Genomic DNA, 17513 nt, shown 5'->3' with positions numbered 1-17513 from the left:
CGGAAGAAAAACTGAATAAATCAGTCCAACTTCCGGGGGACAGTTCAAATCGGCCGGGCCTTGAAGCTCACTTCTTGTTGCGACGCTGGTGACGCGTCTTGCGCAGCAGCTTGCGGTGCTTCTTCTTTGCCATACGCTTGCGGCGCTTCTTGATGACGGAGCCCATGGGGTTCCTCCCTCTTGTTGAAACTAGCTCGCGGCAGAGGTTCCTACCGCCTGACGAATCATGCCCATTACAGGCATAGCGTTGCTATCTTACCCGTTAATGGCACTACTCACCGAAATGGAAGTCTCGGTGTGATCAGCAAGACCCGATTCGATGATCTGGCCAAGCGCTGCTTCCGGTACGCGGAAGCTCTTGCCGACGCGGATCGCAGGCAGGTCGCCAGAATGAATCAAACGGTAGACCGTCATTTTTGAGACGCGCATAATTTCCGCCACTTCAGCAACCGTTAGAAAACGGGGCGCGGAATGCGACACCATGAAAACTCCCAAAATAATCTTCGTGAGGCAACCAGTGGCGCCGGTCCTTTTGCGCGCGTAGCCTCAAGGTCAATACTAATGCCTAAAGACAGGTTGTGGATAATTCTGGAAGAATGCGTTCAGATATCTTTACTTCGCACTCACACACCGGCGAAAACCTAGAGTTTCTTTGGTGATAGCGGGGTGGTAGCGTGGCAAGAAATCAAGGAACGTCAAGCGATAGGGGGCGAGTGTTGTGTCGATAAGGCGAAAGAATTCCGCATCGTCTGAACGCTCATCGCACTCCGATGACTTCGCCGCTACCCCTCGTGTGCAATACGCAGACGAGGGTCTGACGACACACTCAGCGTCCACGCGCCCCTTGGCTCACGAAAAAGGAACCACTCGGATGGACAAGTTCCGTGCTTGGTTTGTTTCTCAGGCCCGCTATTCACCGGCGCGTCTGGCTCTGGGCATTTTCGCTCTGATCATTGCGGTCATCACGGGGCTTCTTTGCCTACCTTTTGCGTCCGTGTCAACACGTTCGGCATCGTTCGTTGACATTCTTTTCACCGCGGTTTCTGCCGTGTGTGTGACAGGTTTAACGACCGTTGATACGGCCACCCATTGGACAGTGTTCGGTCAGGTCGTCATTGCAATGGCCATCATGATCGGTGGCTTGGGCGTGATGACCCTGGCATCGATCCTCGGTTTTGCCGTTTCACGTCACCTGGGTTTGACGCAAAGAATGCTGGCCGCCCAGGAAACAAAGTCCAACGGCCTCGGCCAAATCACGGGGCTGTTGAAGGCTGTTATCGCAACCTCACTTGTGGGCGAGTTGCTTCTTTTCCTGGTTTTCCTGCCACGCTTCCTGACCATGGGTAAAGGCGTTCTTCACTCGCTATGGGAAGCGCTTTTCATGGCGATCTCAGTGTTCAATAACGCGGGATTCGTAATTCTAGTTGGCGGGCTTGCTCCCCATGTTTCCGACTGGTGGATGCTGGCTCCGATTGCTTTAGGTACCTTCACCGGCGCCATTGGTTTCCCCGTCATCCAGGATCTTGCTCGCCGTTGGCGCACCCCGCAAAAGTGGGCGCTCCACACGAAGCTGACCCTGTCGGTCTACGTGTCCTTGATCTTCATTGGCGCTGTCCTTTTCGCATTGACGGAGTGGACAAACCCGGAGACGCTGGGAGCCTTGCCTGTTCCCAGTCGTATCTTGAATGCGTTGTTATCCGGTGTGAATACACGTTCCTCGGGATTATCCGCGGTTGACGTTGGGGTGATGCGCCCGCAGACGCACTTCGTTCAAGACATCTTGATGATGATCGGTGGCGGCAGCGGATCGACGGCCGGTGGCGTGAAAGTGACGACTTTCGCCGTCTTGGTACTCGCCGTTATCGCCGAGGCTCGAGGTGACCAGGACATCGAAGCCTTTGGCCGTCGCATTGCTCCGTCGGTTGTCCGCCTTGCTGTTGCCGTCTCGCTGTTGGGGCTGGCAATGGTGGCCGTTTCCGTTGTTATTTTGCTGAGCCTGACGAACTATTCGCTGGACACGATTCTGTTCGAAACAATTTCTGCCTTCGCAACAGTTGGCTTGTCGACAGGCATTACGGCGACTTTGCCTCCATTAGCGAAGTATGTCTTGATTGCCCTGATGTTTGCCGGCCGAACGGGTTCGATGACGGTTGCCGCAGCTCTGGCTCTTCGTGAGCGTTCTCGCGTGATCCGTATGCCCGAGGAACGCCCAATCATTGGCTAGCGTTGCCTGATCGACCATCGGGAGAAGAGAGGGCCACGAAGGTGGGCCGGCCTCGCCACTTAGTACGAACGGCCAGCTATCTACCCGCCGCCACCACGTTCTCCCCGCCCTATACCCACTGGAAAGGAAAACAGGGCATAATTGCGCCATGACATCAGATGACATCAAGGACCTTTCGTCCGGCACCCTGGTTATCGGATTGGGTCGTTTCGGGTCGGCAGTTGCGGTCACACTCGACAAGCTGGGATACGAGATTCTGGCAGTGGAAAAGAACCCCGCTCGCGTTCAGGCGTTCGCCGGCAGGTTCCCACTGGTGGAGGCCGACGCGACGAGTGTCGAGGCTCTTGAACAGCTAGGTGCTCGAGATTTCCGCGCTGCCGTGGTTGGCGTCGGCTCGTCCTTGGAAGCATCCGTGCTCAGCACAGCAAACCTGGTTGACATGGGGATGCCGTCGATTTGGGCGAAGGCAACCTCGCGTGAACACGGTCGAATCCTGCGTCGTATTGGCGCTCATCACGTCATCTATCCCGAGTTTGATGCCGGCCAGCGCACGGCTCACCTCGTTGGTGGTCGCATGATCGACTACATCGAGATGGAGAAGGACGGCTTCGCGATTATGAAGTTGCGTCCACCAAAGGAAGTGCACGGTTTTACGTTGGCCGATCTGGATCTACGAGGCCGGTATGGCGTGAATATGCTCGGCTTGCTCAGGCCGGGAATGCCGTTCGAGTACGCCGATGCAACGACCCGCATTAACCCCGAAGACGTCATCATCGTGTCGGGCGATGCGCGCCTTCTGGAGTACTTCGCGAACCGTCCATAAAGTCGCATCACTTCAGCGGGTTGCACCACGTCATGTGGAATTGCAATCGGGTTTCTACACGGTGGGCTGTAGCGTTGTCCTATGGCTAAGGAAAAGATCAGCTACCGGTGCACCGACTGCGGGTGGACTTCACCCAAATGGGTCGGCCAGTGTCGCGAGTGCCAGGCGTGGGGAACAGTGGAAGAGGCCAGCGCGGGTGGCGCTATCGCTGGTGTTGCCACGCCGGTTGCACCCAGGGTTGTTGCCCGACCTATTGCTGACGTTGATTCTGCTCAAGTCCAGTCTCGTCCAACAGGGGTGGGGGAAGTTGACCGCGTCTTGGGTGGGGGCATTGTTCCCGGTGCGGTGATCCTTCTTGCCGGTGAACCGGGCGTTGGCAAATCAACACTTCTTTTAGACGTTGCCGCACGCGCCGCGCGGGATTCAGGGAAAAAGGGGCCGGTTCTTTACATCACAGGTGAAGAATCATCGTCGCAGGTGAAGGCTCGCGCAGAACGCATTGGAGCAATCCACGATGATCTTCTGCTCGCCGACGATAATTCTCTGCCGACCATTTTGGGGCACGTGGATGCGACTTCTCCTTCGCTTCTGGTGGTTGATTCGGTTCAGACAATTCAGTCTCCACAGGTTGATGGTGGCGCGGGTGGTATCGCGCAGGTACGCGCTGTTGCCGCTGGGCTGATTCGCTTGGCTAAGGAACGAAACCTGCCGATTCTTCTGGTTGGTCACGTAACAAAAGACGGCGGGATCGCCGGTCCTCGCGTCCTTGAACACCTTGTGGATGTGGTGTGTCAGTTTGAGGGCGAACGCCATTCACGCCTACGCCTGTTGCGGGCAGTCAAGAACCGCTACGGACCGACTGACGAGGTCGGTTGTTTTGAACTGATCGATTCTGGGATCCGCGCTCTGGAGGATCCTTCCGGATTGTTCTTGTCACAGACGTCGCGTGATGTCCCCGGATCGTGCGCGACCGTGTCGCTTGAGGGCCGACGCCCCATGCCGATCGAGATTCAAGCTCTTCTTGCCCCCAGCGCGGGCGGATCTCCCCGGCGCACAACATCGGGTGTCGACCATTCGCGTGTTTCGATGATCTTGGCGGTGGCACAATCGCGATTGGGACTCGATTCGTCTTCCTTAGACGTGTATGCCTCAACCGTTGGTGGAGCCAAGACAACCGAGCCCGCCATTGACCTTGCTACCGCCATTGCAATCGTCTCAGCTTTTAAGGGCACTCCCCCACGGGAGTCTCTCGTTGCGATGGGTGAAATCGGTTTAACCGGAGAAATCCGAGCATGCACCGGACTTGGGCGTCGCCTCACGGAAGCCGCTCGTCTGGGGTTCACAACGGCGATCATTCCCGCACAGGGGAGTGAAGATTTACCACCAATCGAAGGAATGAACGTGTTCACCGTCTCTGATCTTTCAACAGCCATTCGTGTTGGGCTCCCGTAAAATTTCAATAGATGCTCGATAAAGGAAGGTCCGAGCGATGACCGACGATTCCGTGACTCTCCGTGAAGCCCTGCAGGCTGTTGCTCCAGGCACAGACCTCCGCGAGGGCCTTGAACGCATTAAGCGTTCGCACACGGGCGCATTGATCGTGCTCGGATACACGCCTGAAATTGAAGCCATGTGTTCGGGTGGCTTCGATCTGGATATTCCTTTCAGCGCCTCGCGTCTTCGCGAACTCTGCAAGATGGACGGCGCTGTCATCTTGGACAAAAACAACTGGCAGATCCGAAAGGCGAACGTCCAGCTACTTCCAGATCCGTCGATTCCGACGGAAGAATCCGGTATGCGCCACCGCACGGCTCAGCGTACCGCCCGCCAAACACACTTGCCTGTCCTGTCGCTCTCGGCGTCGATGCGCATGATTTCCATCTACGTTGGACCTCATCACCACTTGGTTGAAGAGCCTGAAGCTCTGCTGGCGCGCGCAAACCTGGCCGTCGACACATTGGATCGCTACTCACAGCGTCTTGACGAGGTCCTCCAGACTCTGACCGTTCTTGAGATGCGCGATTCTGCGACCGTTCGTGATGTCGCAACCGTTATGCAGCGCATGGAAATGATCCGCAGGATCGCATCCGAAATTAATGGCTATCTTGAAGAACTCGGTTCGGAAGGTCGACTACTTGCACTGCAGCTTGATGATCTGATCCGAGGCTCTGCATCCGAACGTGCGCTGGTGATGCGCGATTATATTCGGGATCAAGCACATGTTGCTTCGGTCGAAAAGCATCTGTCGGATATGCCCAGTGAAAAGCTCGTCGACCTGACAGTAATCGCTAACGTTCTTGGCCTGTCCGTCTTTGAGGTCGCTGACCTAGACCGTGAGATCCAACCTCGTGGTATTCGTTCGTTGTCGTTGGTTCCGCATCTTCCGTGGAGCGTCATCAAAGAACTGACCACTCACTGGGATTCATTCGCATCTCTACGTGGAGCTTCCGTGGACGAACTCCAGAGCATCGAAGGGATCGGCCCCTACCGCGCACGCTTGATTCGCGACAGTTTGGAACATCAAGCCCAGGTTGCCGCAAACGGAATTGTTGGCTGGTAGCTCTTTGAATTTAGCCCTACTCCAGACTGCATAAGCCTTCTGGTGAAGTAGCTGTTGAACCAACAGACTTTTCAGCTTCAGTTCATTTAGCGGGGTTTCTCAGGCTCGACGAACCTACTGAGCCCTACGCAGCAGGATCCGGTTCGGGGGCAATCACAACAAACGCACTCTTATCCGTTACCGAGCGAGCTCCCACATACAGCTGAGCGTTATATGTTCCCGCACCGGCAACCGGTACCGAACTGGTTTCTTCACCCTCAGCAAGCTCAACACATCCGCCTAAGTGATGACGCCCATCCCACGTGATGCTGGTAGTCCATTCAAGGTCAGGAGTCAATACCAGCTTCGTCGCCGTCTCATCGAACGCAGAACACTGCGCTGAATCATAAATCAGCTGGTCACCACTGGTGATCTTGAGTGAAACCTGCCCGAAGGTTGTCCAGCAGGAAATATTTCCCTCATTCTTCACGGTAACGCTGACTCCCTCGCCAGCGCCCTCATTCGTATCCGTCGTCGACGCCTGATACTTAATTGCGGCCGAAGTACAGCGAGGGATCGTCACCGAATCATCGGCAGCAATAATCCCATCCTCGGTGACCTTATCGGTTGAGCGAAGACGAATCTCACCATCACCAGATTGCACCGTCTCTTCGGTGTACACCGAAATCGACTGAGGTCCTTCCACCTGCTTCTTCGTTGCATTCGTTGCCATCATGACGAGCGAATAGATGCCCCACACAAGCAGAGCAATAATCAGAAGAAGACCCGTGCCTGTGATGATACGTCGTGGCCAGAGGTTCACTTTTTTCACGCGCTTCTTCGCAGGCTGAGGCCGAGGTGCTTGAGAAGATGAGCCCATCGCCGAATTCCTCCTTATGAAGTAAAAGCAGGCAAAAACGTGTGGTTCGTCGAATCAGGCGGGGCTGACATTCGGGCTGTGATGCTCCGGATCCTCGTCCGCATCGATGACGCACCAGCGTTCAACGATAACCGCACACACGCACCAAATGATTCCCGCAACGGCGCTCAACCCAGAAATCACAGCATTGGCAACCATTGTTGGAGCCCCAATACGTGCCATCGAAATGAGCATGAGAGCGATAAGCGTACCCGTGACGATTGATGAAACATACGCGCTGGCGCGGGCTGCCACGGCGATACGCAACGCATTGAGCGCGTTCACCCAAGTTTTACGGTGAGCACAATAGCGCTTCACATGAATACCCGACCAGATCAGCATGAGTGCAAGGAAAAGTTCAAGCACCATGATCATCGGAGTGACTTCAAGTGGAGTGCCACCCGTGATGACAACACCCATTCCGATCACGCCTACCAAGAGCAACGCAATGATTGCGTACCCAATCAGACGAGGTAACGAAACGGGTTTCATTCACTCACCCTGATCTTTAGTCAGTGGAATGTGTCCAGTTGAAGAGGGACGAACCACAACCTTGCGGATGATCGATGTCTTCGTTGCTTCAGAGTCATCGATCGGACCGCGAAGCGCATCTGCCGGTAGCTGGGGATCAACGATTGAACGACGCTGAACGGCCCCAGATGTCGAAAGAGCATCGACGGGGCTTGGTTCGTCAACAATACGTACCTCGTGATGAGCAAAATCCCAACTCGGAAGAGCACGTGACGTCGACCGAACCTCAACCTTCCGAGCATTTTCAGGCACACGATCTTCGGTCGGATTCAGTTCTTGAACTTCGTCACGCGGGAACAGTGGGAACCACTTCAGTGAGCGCCCAAACCCCTGCAGACGATGGGAAGACGTCGACTTGGAAACGGGTTCTGACTCCCGGCCAGCCTCTTCACCCGCCGATGCTTCTCCATCGTCATGAACGTCTGCATCATCATCTGCAACAGATTCTTCCTGCGTATCCGCGTTAGGAGAAATAGGAGCCTCGTCGCTCATCTCGACGGGCGATTCCGATTCCGTTTCGTTCCCTTCGACCAAGTCGTCCTGATAAAGCGTCGCCCGATTATCAACGTCCAGCTCAGGCACCTCGACGATATCGCCAGATTCTTCCTGGTACTGAATGTCCGCTTCGTCCTGCTCAGCAACGGTTTCTGAGGCCTCGTCGGCACGGATCAGCGACCACTTGGCCCACAACGCGTTCCAGAGTTTGTCGTCTGCTCCCTTAGCCGGTTGCAGATTCACTCGAGAGATAGCCGGCATACGGTCAAGACGAGTCTCTTCACCTTCAAGAGTCGGAGGGGCGGCTAACGCAACCGACAGATCCGACAGATCCAAGTCAGACAAGCTCGGAACACGTGGCGTCTTAGACTCAGCATCAACGCCAACAGCAACATCTAAGTCCTGCCGAAGCTCAGACTCCGATTCAGGCATCGCGTCAGCCGAACGTGTCTCTTCGGGGTACACAATCGAAGAGGCACGAGCAGACGAACCAGCATTCAGATACTCATCCGACTCAGCGATAACGGACGCCGGGTTCATCAGCCAATCTTCAACCGCGTCGATGATGCCATCTTTGTCAGAGGCATCGTTGAAAAGCTTTTCAACTTCCACCCCATCAAGCTGCGCCGAAGAATCAGCCATCAACCAAGGAGCGAGAACAAAAGCACGCGAATGCGCGCGAATATGCGGAAGAACAAGCACGCCATCGTCGTATGAAATACCCGCGTAATCGACAATGTCAATGTCCAGCGTGCGCGCACCCCAGTGCTCGCTACGTTCGCGCCCAGCTACGTCCTCAAGTGCGTGGGCAACGTCGAGGACCTCGCGCGGGGTCAAATCTGTATCAACCAGTACGACAGCATTCCAGTAGTCGCTCTGCGACTCCTGGTTCTCATCCAAAACAGGAAGTGTGCGTAGGATTGGCGATACGTTCACAACGTCGAAACGCACATCATCGATCAACGCTTCGATTGCCGAAGCGAAGGTTGACGGCACGTCACCAATATTTCCGCCCAATGCCAAGACCACTCGGACGGGCAATGCCGGACGATCCTCACCCTGATCGGATACCTCGTCTACCTCGGAATCAAGGGCAAGGACAGGAACCAAAGCTGACGGTGGCGGCGAAGAAGAATCCGTGTCCACGACTAACGCCGATTCGCCCAGGTTCGCGAGCCGATCATCATCGGCCATATCACCGCCAGTAGCGACTGAACCGGTGTGGCCGGCCTCGTCGATAAGGGAACGATCCCGAGCAGAATCTGCCGCGCCAACTGACGCGGACACATCAGGAGACGAAGATGCAGATGACGGCACAGCAAGCGGAACCTGCCCGCGACGAACCGTCACCGACACATCCGCAAATGGCTGTTCAAGCGGAGCCTGGGGCTTGTGAACCGTCACTTCAACGCCGAGGACGTGAGCCAAGCGCAAAAGACGCATCGCAATCGCATTGCCGAGGGTCTCGATCAGCTTCACGGACGGACCTGAAACAATCGACGTGATTTCATCCGCGACCAGCGCATACGACACGGTGTCGGCGATATCATCTGACGATGCGGAAGCGGACGTATCCACCCACAGGGCACAGTCGACGATAAACGGCTGGGGCGCGTCATGCTCGAAGTCGAATACACCGTGAGCAGCCTCAACGTGCAGACCACGCAAAGTGATGACGTCAAGCGGCGAGCTCATCGCGTTTCCTCATTTCCTTCACGCATCATGGCAACATTCAAGCCAACGTTGTGAACGCGAACCGCCCACACACTGTTACGCATGCACGTCACACTGACTCGACCAGTTTCTTCATCCACGTCCCGCCCAGTCGCTTTGATGAAACGCTTACGGGACGCACCGATAAGAATAGGGTAGCCCAGTGCGGTCAGTTCCCCTAGAGAACGCACAATCTGCCAGCATTGTTCGTTCGTCAGCGAGAATCCGAGACCGGGATCGATGACAATCGCATCGCCATTCACGCCGGCGTCCAGAGCCAGATCAACCTGGTGCATCAGACGCTCCGACAGTGTTGCCATCAGGTCGGGGCCGTAGTCGAAGTGTTCACCGGGCATTCCGGGAAGCGCACGATAGTGCTGAAGGATGAAACCTGCCTTCGTATCAGCAACAACCGAGAGCATCTGCGAATCCCAGCCGCCACCGGACACATCGTTAATGATAAGTGCCCCGGCTTCCATGGCACGCACAGCGCTCGCAGCGTGCAACGTATCAACCGAGCAGATGATCCCATCTCCAGCCAGCGATGAAACAACGGGACCAATGCGTTTCCACTCTTCGTCCGTATCGATCCGCGTTGACCCGGGAGCGGTGGACTCGCCACCAATGTCGACCAGTGCAGCCCCTTCGGCGATCATCTGGTGCGCATGTTCGATCGCGGTATCCACGTGCGCCCATTTCCCGCCGTCTGAAAAAGAGTCAGGAGTGACGTTGAGGATGCCCATGACCAGCGTGTTTTCTCCCCCAAGCGTGCGACCATCAGGCAGAAGCGGACCGCGGAGGTTCACGAACGATCACCTCCAAGGACTAGAGCCATCATCTCAGCGCGCGTCGTGCCGTCATTCATGATTCCGCGCAGTGCACTGGTGACAGTGGAGGACCCGGGCTTCGTGATGCCACGCATGGACATGCACATGTGCTCTGCTTCCATAACGACGATGACTCCCTGGGGGTGAAGAACCTCGTCGATGGCGTCCGCGATCTGCGCGGTCAGGCGTTCTTGAACTTGGGGGCGACGCGCGTAGCCTTCGACGACACGTGCGAGCTTCGACAGGCCAGTGACCTTGCCACCGCAAGGAATATAACCGACGTGTGCACGACCGTAGAAGGGGAGCAGGTGGTGTTCGCAGACAGAGTGGAAGGTGATGTCGCGGACCAGGACAAGTTCGTCCGTTCCCGCCTCAAACTGAGTACGCAGGTAGTCGCGCGGGTCTTCTTCCAAGCCAGAGAGCATTTCACGCCATGCGCGTGCCATCCGGTCAGGAGTTCCCGCCAAACCTTCGCGCGTCGGGTCCTCGCCGATCGCAATCAGCAGGTCGCGCGACGCTTTTTCCACGCCGGCTGCGTCGTACGCCATCAGTTCTCCCCTGCCTGGCTTTCGTTCGTCGACGAGGCCGGGGCCTCTTCAACACGGTCAGCTTCCGGGGCCAACGCAGTGGGAATCTGAGCCGAGGGAATACCCACGGGGTTACCCAAGCGAGCACCTTCGATAGCGGCATCCGCGCCGTAGTTCCAAACGGGGCGCTCATCTTGCTTAACGACATCCTTGAAGATCTCAGCAAGCTGAGCTTCATCCAGGGTCTCTTCGTCCAGCAGGCGCTGGGCAAGGGTGTCCAAGACATCGCGGTTCTTGGTCAGAATCTCCCATGCTTCGCGCATAGCGCCATCCAAGAGCAGGCGAACTTCATCGTCGATGATGCCAGCCATCTCGTTAGAGTAGGGGCGAGCTTCAGAGCCACCGCCATGACCGAAAGCTTCGGTGTCGGTGGTGCCAAGCTTGACCAAACCCACGCGGTCAGACATGCCGTAATCAGTGATCATGGCGCGTGCGGTCTTGGTGGCCTGCTGGATGTCGTTTGCCGGGCCCGTCGACGGATCGCGGAAGACGAGTTCTTCGGCTACGCGACCACCCATTGCGTACACCAGTTCATCGAGGAGCTGGTTGCGCGTGTGGTTGAAGCGGTCTTCGGTCGGCATGACCATGGTGTAGCCGAGCGCGCGGCCACGCGGCAGGATCGTCACCTTCGTGACTGGGTCGGTATAGCGCAACGCTGCGGCGCAGAGTGCATGGCCACCCTCGTGGTAGGCGGTAACGGCCTTGTCATGGTCGTTCATCACGCGGGTGCGCTTCTGCGGGCCGGCAATCACGCGATCGATTGCTTCGTCAATCGCACGATTGTCGATCAGGTCCGCGTTTGAGCGCGCTGTCAACAGGGCTGCTTCGTTCAGAACGTTGGCCAAGTCAGCGCCGGTGAAACCAGGGGTGCGCTTCGCGATCTGACGCAGATCAACGTCGTTGGTCATGGGCTTGCCACCAGCGTGGACCTTCAGGATGGCTTCGCGGCCCTTCAAGTCGGGAGCTTCAACAGCGATCTGACGGTCAAAACGACCCGGGCGAAGAAGAGCCGGATCCAGAATGTCGGGGCGGTTCGTTGCGGCGATCATGATGATGTTCGCACGCTCGTCGAAGCCGTCCATTTCAACCAGCAACTGGTTCAGAGTCTGTTCACGTTCGTCGTTGCCACCGCCAATGCCGGAGCCACGGTGGCGACCAACTGCGTCGATTTCGTCGACAAAGATGATTGCGGGAGCCGCCTTCTTGGCGCGCTCGAACAGGTCGCGAACACGAGATGCACCAACGCCGACGTAGAGTTCCATGAACTCCGAACCGGAGATCGAGAAGAACGGGGCGTGCGCTTCACCTGCGACCGCCTTGGCCAGCAGGGTCTTGCCGGTTCCGGGAGGACCGTAGAGCAGAACACCACGCGGAATGCGTGCGCCAACCTTGTGGAACTTGTCAGGCGAAGCCAAGAACTCGCGGATTTCTTCGAGTTCTTCGACGGCCTCGTCTTCTCCGGCAACGTCAGCAAAAGAGATGTCGGGGCGTTCTTGGTTAAATTCCTTTACCTTGGATTGGGCGAATCCGCCCATTATCCGCGAGCCGGACAATCTGGACATCAAGAACCAGAAGGCGAGCATCAGGATCAGGATGGGAATGACCATCTGTAGGACGGCAGAAATGGCTGACCCCTGGGGACGAATGGCGTTCCATCCCCGTACGGGGCTCTTTTCAGTAACCGTGGTAAGAATCTCTTCGGTCTGGGTGTACGAGTACGTGAAGTAGACGTTCTTACCCAGATTGCGAGTCCTGTCCCCCAAGCCGGTGGCCTCGTGTGTATAGTCCTGCGTCAGCGTCAGGTTGACCTGCTGGGTGCCCTCGTTCAGGACAACGCGTGACACGGTTTCACCCTTGAGGATTTCGAGGCCCTCGGACGTGTCAACTGCGCGCGGTTGGAAGTACTGCCAGAGGAACCATCCACCGATCATGAGAATCATGAAAGGGACGATGATTCCAGTCCAGCGAACTCGCTTCTTCTTTGCCTTTTCAGCCACAAGTTTCCTTTGAAGTAATGCGATAGATCAGTGTGAGTACACGGACGGCTTGAGCGTTCCAACGAACGGCAGGTTCCTGTACTTTTCGGCGTAGTCGAGGCCATATCCAACGACGAATTCATCAGGAATGTCGAAACCGACGTAGGAAACTTCCACGTCAACCTTCGCTGCTTCCGGTTTGCGCAGGGCGGTGGCGATCTTCACACTCTTCGCGCCACGCGATTCAAGGTTGGTCTTCAACCACGCAAGGGTCAGGCCGGAGTCGATGATGTCTTCAACGATCAGCACGTCGCGACCATTCACATCGTGGTCTAGGTCCTTCAGGATCCGGACAACACCCGACGACTTGGTACCACTGCCGTACGAGGATACGGCCATCCAGTCCATTTCCAGCGGAGTGTGCAGTTTGCGTGACAGGTCAGCCATCACCATGACAGCGCCACGAAGGACGCCAACGATGAGGATTTCTTTGCCCTGATAATCCGCGTCAATTTGCGCGGCCATTTCGTTCAGGCGCTGGTCAAGTTGCTCTGCCGTGACCAGAATTTCCTGCAGGTCGTCGCCCATATCCTGTGCGTCCACGTCATCTTCTTTCCGTGAATGCGCCCCCAATTCGAGAAGCGCCCTATCATCAAGATTGCCACATGTGTCCGCCTGATGCGATCCATCGCGTTCTTTGTCACCTTAGGGCGAACATGCCACCGAGGTTCGACGCTAGCGAGTGCGAAGAAGTGAGACGAGGCTGGCCCCATTTTCTTTGTCTTTTAGCCGAAAAATGGCCAGTGAGGGCACCTCGATTTCCTTCTGACCGTGCCAATTCACGACAAGGTTGTCGACGCGATCAATGTGGGTCATAGAGAGCTTTGATTCGTCAGCTCCGCATTCGATGAGGAAGCGTCGAATGATGCGGGTTCTGACGGCTTGCGGAAGTGATTTCAACGGTTCGACGCTAAGAGCCATCGTTTGAGTGTCCGTGGCGGGATACGTGTGGGTGGCCTCGTCGATGGGGGAAAGCGAAACGGGGCGCTCTAGCGTCACTTTCACGCGCGCCCACTCCCTATCAGCCCACTGGTTCAGGGCATCATCGTCGCGCGCCACAAGGGTCGCGGTGCGCGCTAGAGCAAGCGCAGGGTCACTACCGAGTGCCTCCCCCAGTAGCGGAATCGCACGGTGACGCAGAGCAGACCGGCGAAGAGGAGACCCGTCGGCGGCAGTCCAAGGACCATCGGGATAGTTTGTCGGATCATCAACAAAGCCAACTGCAAGCGCCCGACAGGTAGCGATCGTGTCGGCTCGACGCAGGTGTAGCAGGGGACGAATCCACCTGATCCCCTCGCGGTCGGTCGCATCTTGACGCATCGCGCGTAGCGAATGTGCTCCCGAGCCTCGCCCCAGGCGCAGGAGAACCGTTTCCGCCTGATCGTCCAACGTATGCCCCAGCAGAATCGGAGCATCGTAGGAACGCGCCACCCTCGCGAGTACCTCACGACGCGCCTCGCGCCCAGCACCTTCAGGACCTCCTTTATCCGCGAGCGCGACCCGCATAACGTGAGAGTCGGCTCCATAGGATCGGGCAAGGTCTCCGACGGCGCGTGCCTCGTCAGCTGATTCCGCGCGAACTCCGTGGTCGACAGTCACAGTGACAATGTTGAGCCCCAAGCGGGAGGCACAATCTAGAGCACACAAGGTGAGCGCCAACGAATCGGCGCCACCGGACAAGCCGATAACAACAGCGGAGCCCGGCTGGAATTCCTTCAAACACGCCCAGACGGCACGCGATACTCTGCCGAGTCCGCCACCGGGGTTTGGGCCGATACGCGACGAAAGAGAGGGGGTTTCAGCCAACGCGCATAGTCCACAAGTCGGGGTGTGCGCATTCGTGAGCCGAAGGAACGTTCGCTTCGTCTTCAACTAGTCGTGACAGATGCCCACCGTGGATGATGAATCGAGCAAATTCTTCAATACCGTCACGGCTGGGATTGTCAGGCACATGAGTGTTCTGGTTCTCATCGGTTGGCTCGCCAACTCCGACGTAGTCAATCAGGGAACGAACAGAGACACGAGGCCCGTGACTGCGCAACCACTCCACCGAGGACAGGTTCTTTGCCGTCAGAGTGTCCATACATGCGTCGACAAGAGCGTCAGCAAGCAGGAGCCGTTCAATGAAAACGTCCAGCCCACCATCCGGTTTCCAGAGGAAGGGCGCGGCGCTCAAGATGACGCCATAGAGACCCGCATGCATATTGACCCACTTACACCATTGGGACTGATCCAAGGAATAGCGGTGGGTGCGTTCCAAAACGTTGGGAGCCAGCAGAACACGCGAGCTGGTTGTCGGATCCCACAGGGCGGTCGCGTGCATTGTGAGCGTGCGGGTAATCCTTGCCCCAGTGGCAACATCCATCAGAGATTTGTTGGGCACCGACTGGTCATAGATCCTGGCGACCATTGAGGCGAAGGTATGACGATCAACCACATAGGTCGGCTGATTGACGACAAAATCGGTCGCTTCGTCTAGTCCGGTCAACTTGGCAAGCCTGCGATCTGCCCACCCGGTTGCTTTCTTCAGCATCGCAACACACGTATAGGCATTCGACGAGTGAGTCGCCGGGCCAGCATAGGACAAGGCGTTCATCACGGACGCCATAGCGGACGCGCCAAAAGGTACCTGCATGCCCCCAAGTCTAAAAGGAAAGTACTGTCCCGACCTCTTAGCCGGAGAAACGTGCACGGGTGAATAGAGGAAAGGTGGTGCGGGTGCACATCCAGCGTGTCTAAGAGCTACGACATTACTCGAGAGGGGCACACGACCCGGCACGTCAGAGAGCTGCAAGTGCGCCGACGAACTTATCCAACGCGGGACGAGTGTTCGCACCTGCATCGTCAGGAACGTTCTCCGTGCCGATCACGTAGACCAGCAGTCGCCCGCTGGAGGTCGACACGATGCCAGCGAGGGTCGAAACCGCCGACAGTGAACCAGTCTTGGCCTGTGCGTTTGCCCAGGCGGCAGAGTTGGACATACGACGTGTCATCGTCCCGTCAAGGCCGGCCCACGGCAGTGAACGGACCAAGTCAGCCGTGCCACCCGACCCCATAACGGACGATTGGATGACATGTGCCAGCGTGTAGGGGGCTATTCTGTCGTTGCTCGACAGGCCCGAGCAGTCGTCTAGGCGCAGCCCGTCAATAGGATGCCCCGCGTTCGCGACAGTGGTGGCAAGAGTGGCGGCCGCTCCTTGGTACGAGGTCTCTTGTCCTGCGGCGGACGCACTCAATCGACAGTATTGGTCGGCAAGCGTGTTGTCAGAGTGGTGAAGCATCCATCTGACCTGTTCAGCGACCGTTGCTGAGTCGATTTCTGCGATCTTCTGCGCCCCTTCGGGGGCAGTGGCAACAGAGCCTAGGGTTGTCGCGATTCCGGCCGAATACAGGGCGTTCGCGAACACCTGCGCGACTTGCGCTTCGGGGTCAGCAAAGAAGGAGTAGGCGTCAGGCGCTGTCCTGCCAGCATCGATGGCCATCGCCCCAACATGTCCCTCGAATTCACCAGCACCCTGAGAAATCCAGTCTGAGAGATAGTCGGGGCCGACAAACGGATCGGCTTGCCAGTAGAGGGTGGTTGCGCTCAACCCAGCTTCGGCCAGCCCCTTCGCGGTTTCGTTTGCCAGATCGACGAGGCCGGCTCGCCCATTGACCTCACTGGCGTTCGAGGGGCCGGTGCCAAGAAGTAGATCCCCATCGGAGGACAGGTAGATGTCTGAGCCTTGAAGCTGAACGCGCGTCTTCAACGTTGAGGAGGGATCAAGGGTGTTGAGTGCGGTAAATGCTGTCAGAACTTTTGTGATTGATGCGGGAGTGTGCCCTTGGTTTGCTCCAGCATCCAGCAGAACTGTGCCCGTTTGCGCGTCAAGGACGCTTCCCCATGTCGTGTAGTGGCCTTCGGTGCCTGCTTGGGTGACAGATGCCCAGGCGGCTGCGACAGCGTCAGGAGATACTTCAGCGCCTTGCGAGAGTGTTGCCGGCGAGAGGGATTGGGGTTGTTCAGCGGGAAATCCGGGAATCGGAGTCGCTTGCACATCTGACGACGTTTGCGCGGCCGACGAGGCACTATCACCAATATCGGCACTGTTGCACGCAGCAAGACCCGCAACCAAGCCTACAGCGCATACAATCACACCAACAGTCCTGTGACGCATGGATCTCCTCGAGGTTAAATACACTGGTTTCAACAGTAGCGTTTCGGGTAGCAGGCAGGCGGTCCGACACCCATAGGGCCGTCTCGATGATGAAGGAGCTCACCATGATGGAATTCGACGTGACCATCGAAATTCCCAAGGGGAATAGAAACAAGTACGAGATCGATCATGAGACCGGGCGTATCCGTCTGGATCGTATGCTCTTCACGTCGACGCGTTATCCGGATGATTACGGTTTTATCGATGACACCCTCGGCGAAGACGGCGACCCGCTTGATGCGCTGGTTCTGCTTGAAGAACCCACGTTCCCCGGTTGTGTGATTCGTTGCCGTGCTCTGGGTATGTTCCGTATGCGCGACGAAAAGGGCGGTGATGACAAGGTTCTGTGTGTCCCCGCATCTGACCAGCGCGCCTCATGGCGTACCGACATCGATGATGTGTCGGAGTTCCACCGCCTTGAAATCCAGCACTTTTTCGAGGTCTACAAGGATCTTGAGCCCGGCAAGAGCGTTGAAGGCGCTCACTGGGTAGGTCGTGAGGCCGCGGAAGAGGAAATTCGTCGCTCCTATGAGCGCGCCAAGGAAGAGGGCTACGGCTCTCACTGAGGATCGTCGCTCCGTCGGACGCCCTCGACTGATACGACGTCTCGTACGCCCCCGGAC

General features: G+C 57.1%; 17 protein-coding genes. 5 read left to right on the top strand and 12 right to left on the bottom strand.

Going from position 1 to position 17513, the window contains the following annotated elements:
- Nucleotides 1-67: 67 nt before the first annotated feature.
- Nucleotides 68-166 carry a 30S ribosomal protein bS22 gene (locus tag PG731_RS06575; protein ID WP_003792170.1) on the bottom strand — a complete coding sequence of 33 codons (99 nt, stop codon included), beginning with the start codon at nucleotides 164-166 and terminating at the stop codon, nucleotides 68-70.
- 89 nt (nucleotides 167-255) lie between these two features.
- Entirely contained in the window at nucleotides 256-483 is a 228-nt protein-coding gene (locus tag PG731_RS06570; protein ID WP_006680784.1) for a helix-turn-helix domain-containing protein, read from the bottom strand.
- A 388-nt stretch (nucleotides 484-871) separates the two neighbouring features.
- Between PG731_RS06570 and PG731_RS06565 the strand changes: the two genes are divergently transcribed.
- The 4 genes from PG731_RS06565 to disA all read left to right on the top strand — a co-directional run bounded on the left by PG731_RS06565 (nucleotide 872) and on the right by disA (nucleotide 5607).
- The gene (locus PG731_RS06565; protein WP_442952666.1) at nucleotides 872-2224 is read left to right on the top strand and encodes a TrkH family potassium uptake protein; all 1353 of its coding nucleotides are present in this window, start codon (nucleotides 872-874) and stop codon (nucleotides 2222-2224) included.
- A 148-nt stretch (nucleotides 2225-2372) separates the two neighbouring features.
- Nucleotides 2373-3047 carry a potassium channel family protein gene (locus PG731_RS06560; RefSeq protein WP_270772914.1) on the top strand — a complete coding sequence of 225 codons (675 nt, stop codon included), beginning with the start codon at nucleotides 2373-2375 and terminating at the stop codon, nucleotides 3045-3047.
- Between the two features lie 81 nt (nucleotides 3048-3128).
- Nucleotides 3129-4499 carry a DNA repair protein RadA gene (gene radA, locus PG731_RS06555; RefSeq protein WP_270772913.1) on the top strand — a complete coding sequence of 457 codons (1371 nt, stop codon included), beginning with the start codon at nucleotides 3129-3131 and terminating at the stop codon, nucleotides 4497-4499.
- Between the two features lie 37 nt (nucleotides 4500-4536).
- Nucleotides 4537-5607: a DNA integrity scanning diadenylate cyclase DisA gene (gene disA, locus PG731_RS06550; protein WP_101628274.1), complete on the top strand. Its 1071-nt coding sequence runs from the start codon at nucleotides 4537-4539 to the stop codon at nucleotides 5605-5607.
- A 124-nt stretch (nucleotides 5608-5731) separates the two neighbouring features.
- Here disA and PG731_RS06545 read toward each other — a convergent pair whose 3' ends face one another.
- From PG731_RS06545 to PG731_RS06500, 10 genes are all read right to left on the bottom strand, one after another.
- Entirely contained in the window at nucleotides 5732-6466 is a 735-nt protein-coding gene (locus PG731_RS06545) for a hypothetical protein (RefSeq protein WP_270772910.1), read from the bottom strand.
- Nucleotides 6467-6520: 54 nt separating this feature from the next.
- Nucleotides 6521-6997 (bottom strand): DUF3180 domain-containing protein, encoded by a 477-nt coding sequence (locus PG731_RS06540; protein ID WP_270772909.1) that lies wholly within the window; start codon nucleotides 6995-6997, stop codon nucleotides 6521-6523.
- On the bottom strand, nucleotides 6998-9226 hold the full coding sequence (gene folB, locus PG731_RS06535; protein WP_270772908.1) for a dihydroneopterin aldolase: 2229 nt from the start codon (nucleotides 9224-9226) through the stop codon (nucleotides 6998-7000).
- On the bottom strand, nucleotides 9223-10050 hold the full coding sequence (gene folP, locus PG731_RS06530; RefSeq protein ID WP_270772907.1) for a dihydropteroate synthase: 828 nt from the start codon (nucleotides 10048-10050) through the stop codon (nucleotides 9223-9225). Before folP ends, folB begins: the two co-directional genes overlap by 4 nt.
- A complete protein-coding gene (gene folE / locus PG731_RS06525; protein WP_270772906.1) occupies nucleotides 10047-10619 on the bottom strand; it encodes a GTP cyclohydrolase I FolE in 573 nt (190 codons plus the stop codon). Before folE ends, folP begins: the two co-directional genes overlap by 4 nt.
- Nucleotides 10619-12655: an ATP-dependent zinc metalloprotease FtsH gene (gene ftsH / locus PG731_RS06520; RefSeq protein ID WP_442952665.1), complete on the bottom strand. Its 2037-nt coding sequence runs from the start codon at nucleotides 12653-12655 to the stop codon at nucleotides 10619-10621. The genes folE and ftsH overlap by 1 nt, the downstream gene beginning before the upstream one ends.
- A gap of 27 nt (nucleotides 12656-12682) precedes the next feature.
- Nucleotides 12683-13237 carry a hypoxanthine phosphoribosyltransferase gene (gene hpt / locus PG731_RS06515; RefSeq protein ID WP_101628281.1) on the bottom strand — a complete coding sequence of 185 codons (555 nt, stop codon included), beginning with the start codon at nucleotides 13235-13237 and terminating at the stop codon, nucleotides 12683-12685.
- 132 nt (nucleotides 13238-13369) lie between these two features.
- A complete protein-coding gene (tilS, locus tag PG731_RS06510; RefSeq protein ID WP_270772902.1) occupies nucleotides 13370-14500 on the bottom strand; it encodes a tRNA lysidine(34) synthetase TilS in 1131 nt (376 codons plus the stop codon).
- Nucleotides 14493-15329, bottom strand: a complete 837-nt coding sequence (locus PG731_RS06505; RefSeq protein WP_270772900.1) for a hypothetical protein — start codon at nucleotides 15327-15329, stop codon at nucleotides 14493-14495. Before PG731_RS06505 ends, tilS begins: the two co-directional genes overlap by 8 nt.
- Before the next feature lie 145 nt (nucleotides 15330-15474).
- The gene (locus PG731_RS06500; protein WP_270772899.1) at nucleotides 15475-16851 is read right to left on the bottom strand and encodes a D-alanyl-D-alanine carboxypeptidase/D-alanyl-D-alanine-endopeptidase; all 1377 of its coding nucleotides are present in this window, start codon (nucleotides 16849-16851) and stop codon (nucleotides 15475-15477) included.
- Between the two features lie 107 nt (nucleotides 16852-16958).
- On the opposite strand from PG731_RS06500, the gene PG731_RS06495 reads away from it, so the two are divergent.
- Nucleotides 16959-17456: an inorganic diphosphatase gene (locus PG731_RS06495; protein WP_101628302.1), complete on the top strand. Its 498-nt coding sequence runs from the start codon at nucleotides 16959-16961 to the stop codon at nucleotides 17454-17456.
- The last annotated feature ends 57 nt before the right edge of the window (nucleotides 17457-17513 follow it).

Source organism: Pauljensenia sp. OF14-1SRA, assembly GCF_027694595.1.
In the GTDB taxonomy this organism is placed as follows: Bacteria; Actinomycetota; Actinomycetes; order Actinomycetales; family Actinomycetaceae; genus Pauljensenia; species Pauljensenia turicensis_B.
This window is presented reverse-complemented; position numbering and strand designations above follow the sequence as displayed.

Excerpts from the sequence above, each read along its gene's own strand:
- radA (WP_270772913.1), top strand. The coding sequence starts at position 3,129 with ATGGCTAAGGAAAAGATCAGCTACCGGTGCACCGACTGCGGGTGGACT.
- PG731_RS06545 (WP_270772910.1), bottom strand. The coding sequence starts at position 6,466 with ATGGGCTCATCTTCTCAAGCACCTCGGCCTCAGCCTGCGAAGAAGCGC.
- PG731_RS06495 (WP_101628302.1), top strand. The coding sequence starts at position 16,959 with ATGGAATTCGACGTGACCATCGAAATTCCCAAGGGGAATAGAAACAAG.
- PG731_RS06500 (WP_270772899.1), bottom strand. The coding sequence starts at position 16,851 with ATGCGTCACAGGACTGTTGGTGTGATTGTATGCGCTGTAGGCTTGGTT.
- PG731_RS06570 (WP_006680784.1), bottom strand. The coding sequence starts at position 483 with ATGGTGTCGCATTCCGCGCCCCGTTTTCTAACGGTTGCTGAAGTGGCG.
- PG731_RS06565 (WP_442952666.1), top strand. The coding sequence starts at position 872 with ATGGACAAGTTCCGTGCTTGGTTTGTTTCTCAGGCCCGCTATTCACCG.
- disA (WP_101628274.1), top strand. The coding sequence starts at position 4,537 with ATGACCGACGATTCCGTGACTCTCCGTGAAGCCCTGCAGGCTGTTGCT.
- folE (WP_270772906.1), bottom strand. The coding sequence starts at position 10,619 with ATGGCGTACGACGCAGCCGGCGTGGAAAAAGCGTCGCGCGACCTGCTG.
- PG731_RS06560 (WP_270772914.1), top strand. The coding sequence starts at position 2,373 with ATGACATCAGATGACATCAAGGACCTTTCGTCCGGCACCCTGGTTATC.
- PG731_RS06505 (WP_270772900.1), bottom strand. The coding sequence starts at position 15,329 with ATGCAGGTACCTTTTGGCGCGTCCGCTATGGCGTCCGTGATGAACGCC.
- folB (WP_270772908.1), bottom strand. The coding sequence starts at position 9,226 with ATGAGCTCGCCGCTTGACGTCATCACTTTGCGTGGTCTGCACGTTGAG.
- PG731_RS06540 (WP_270772909.1), bottom strand. The coding sequence starts at position 6,997 with ATGAAACCCGTTTCGTTACCTCGTCTGATTGGGTACGCAATCATTGCG.
- PG731_RS06575 (WP_003792170.1), bottom strand. The coding sequence starts at position 166 with ATGGGCTCCGTCATCAAGAAGCGCCGCAAGCGTATGGCAAAGAAGAAG.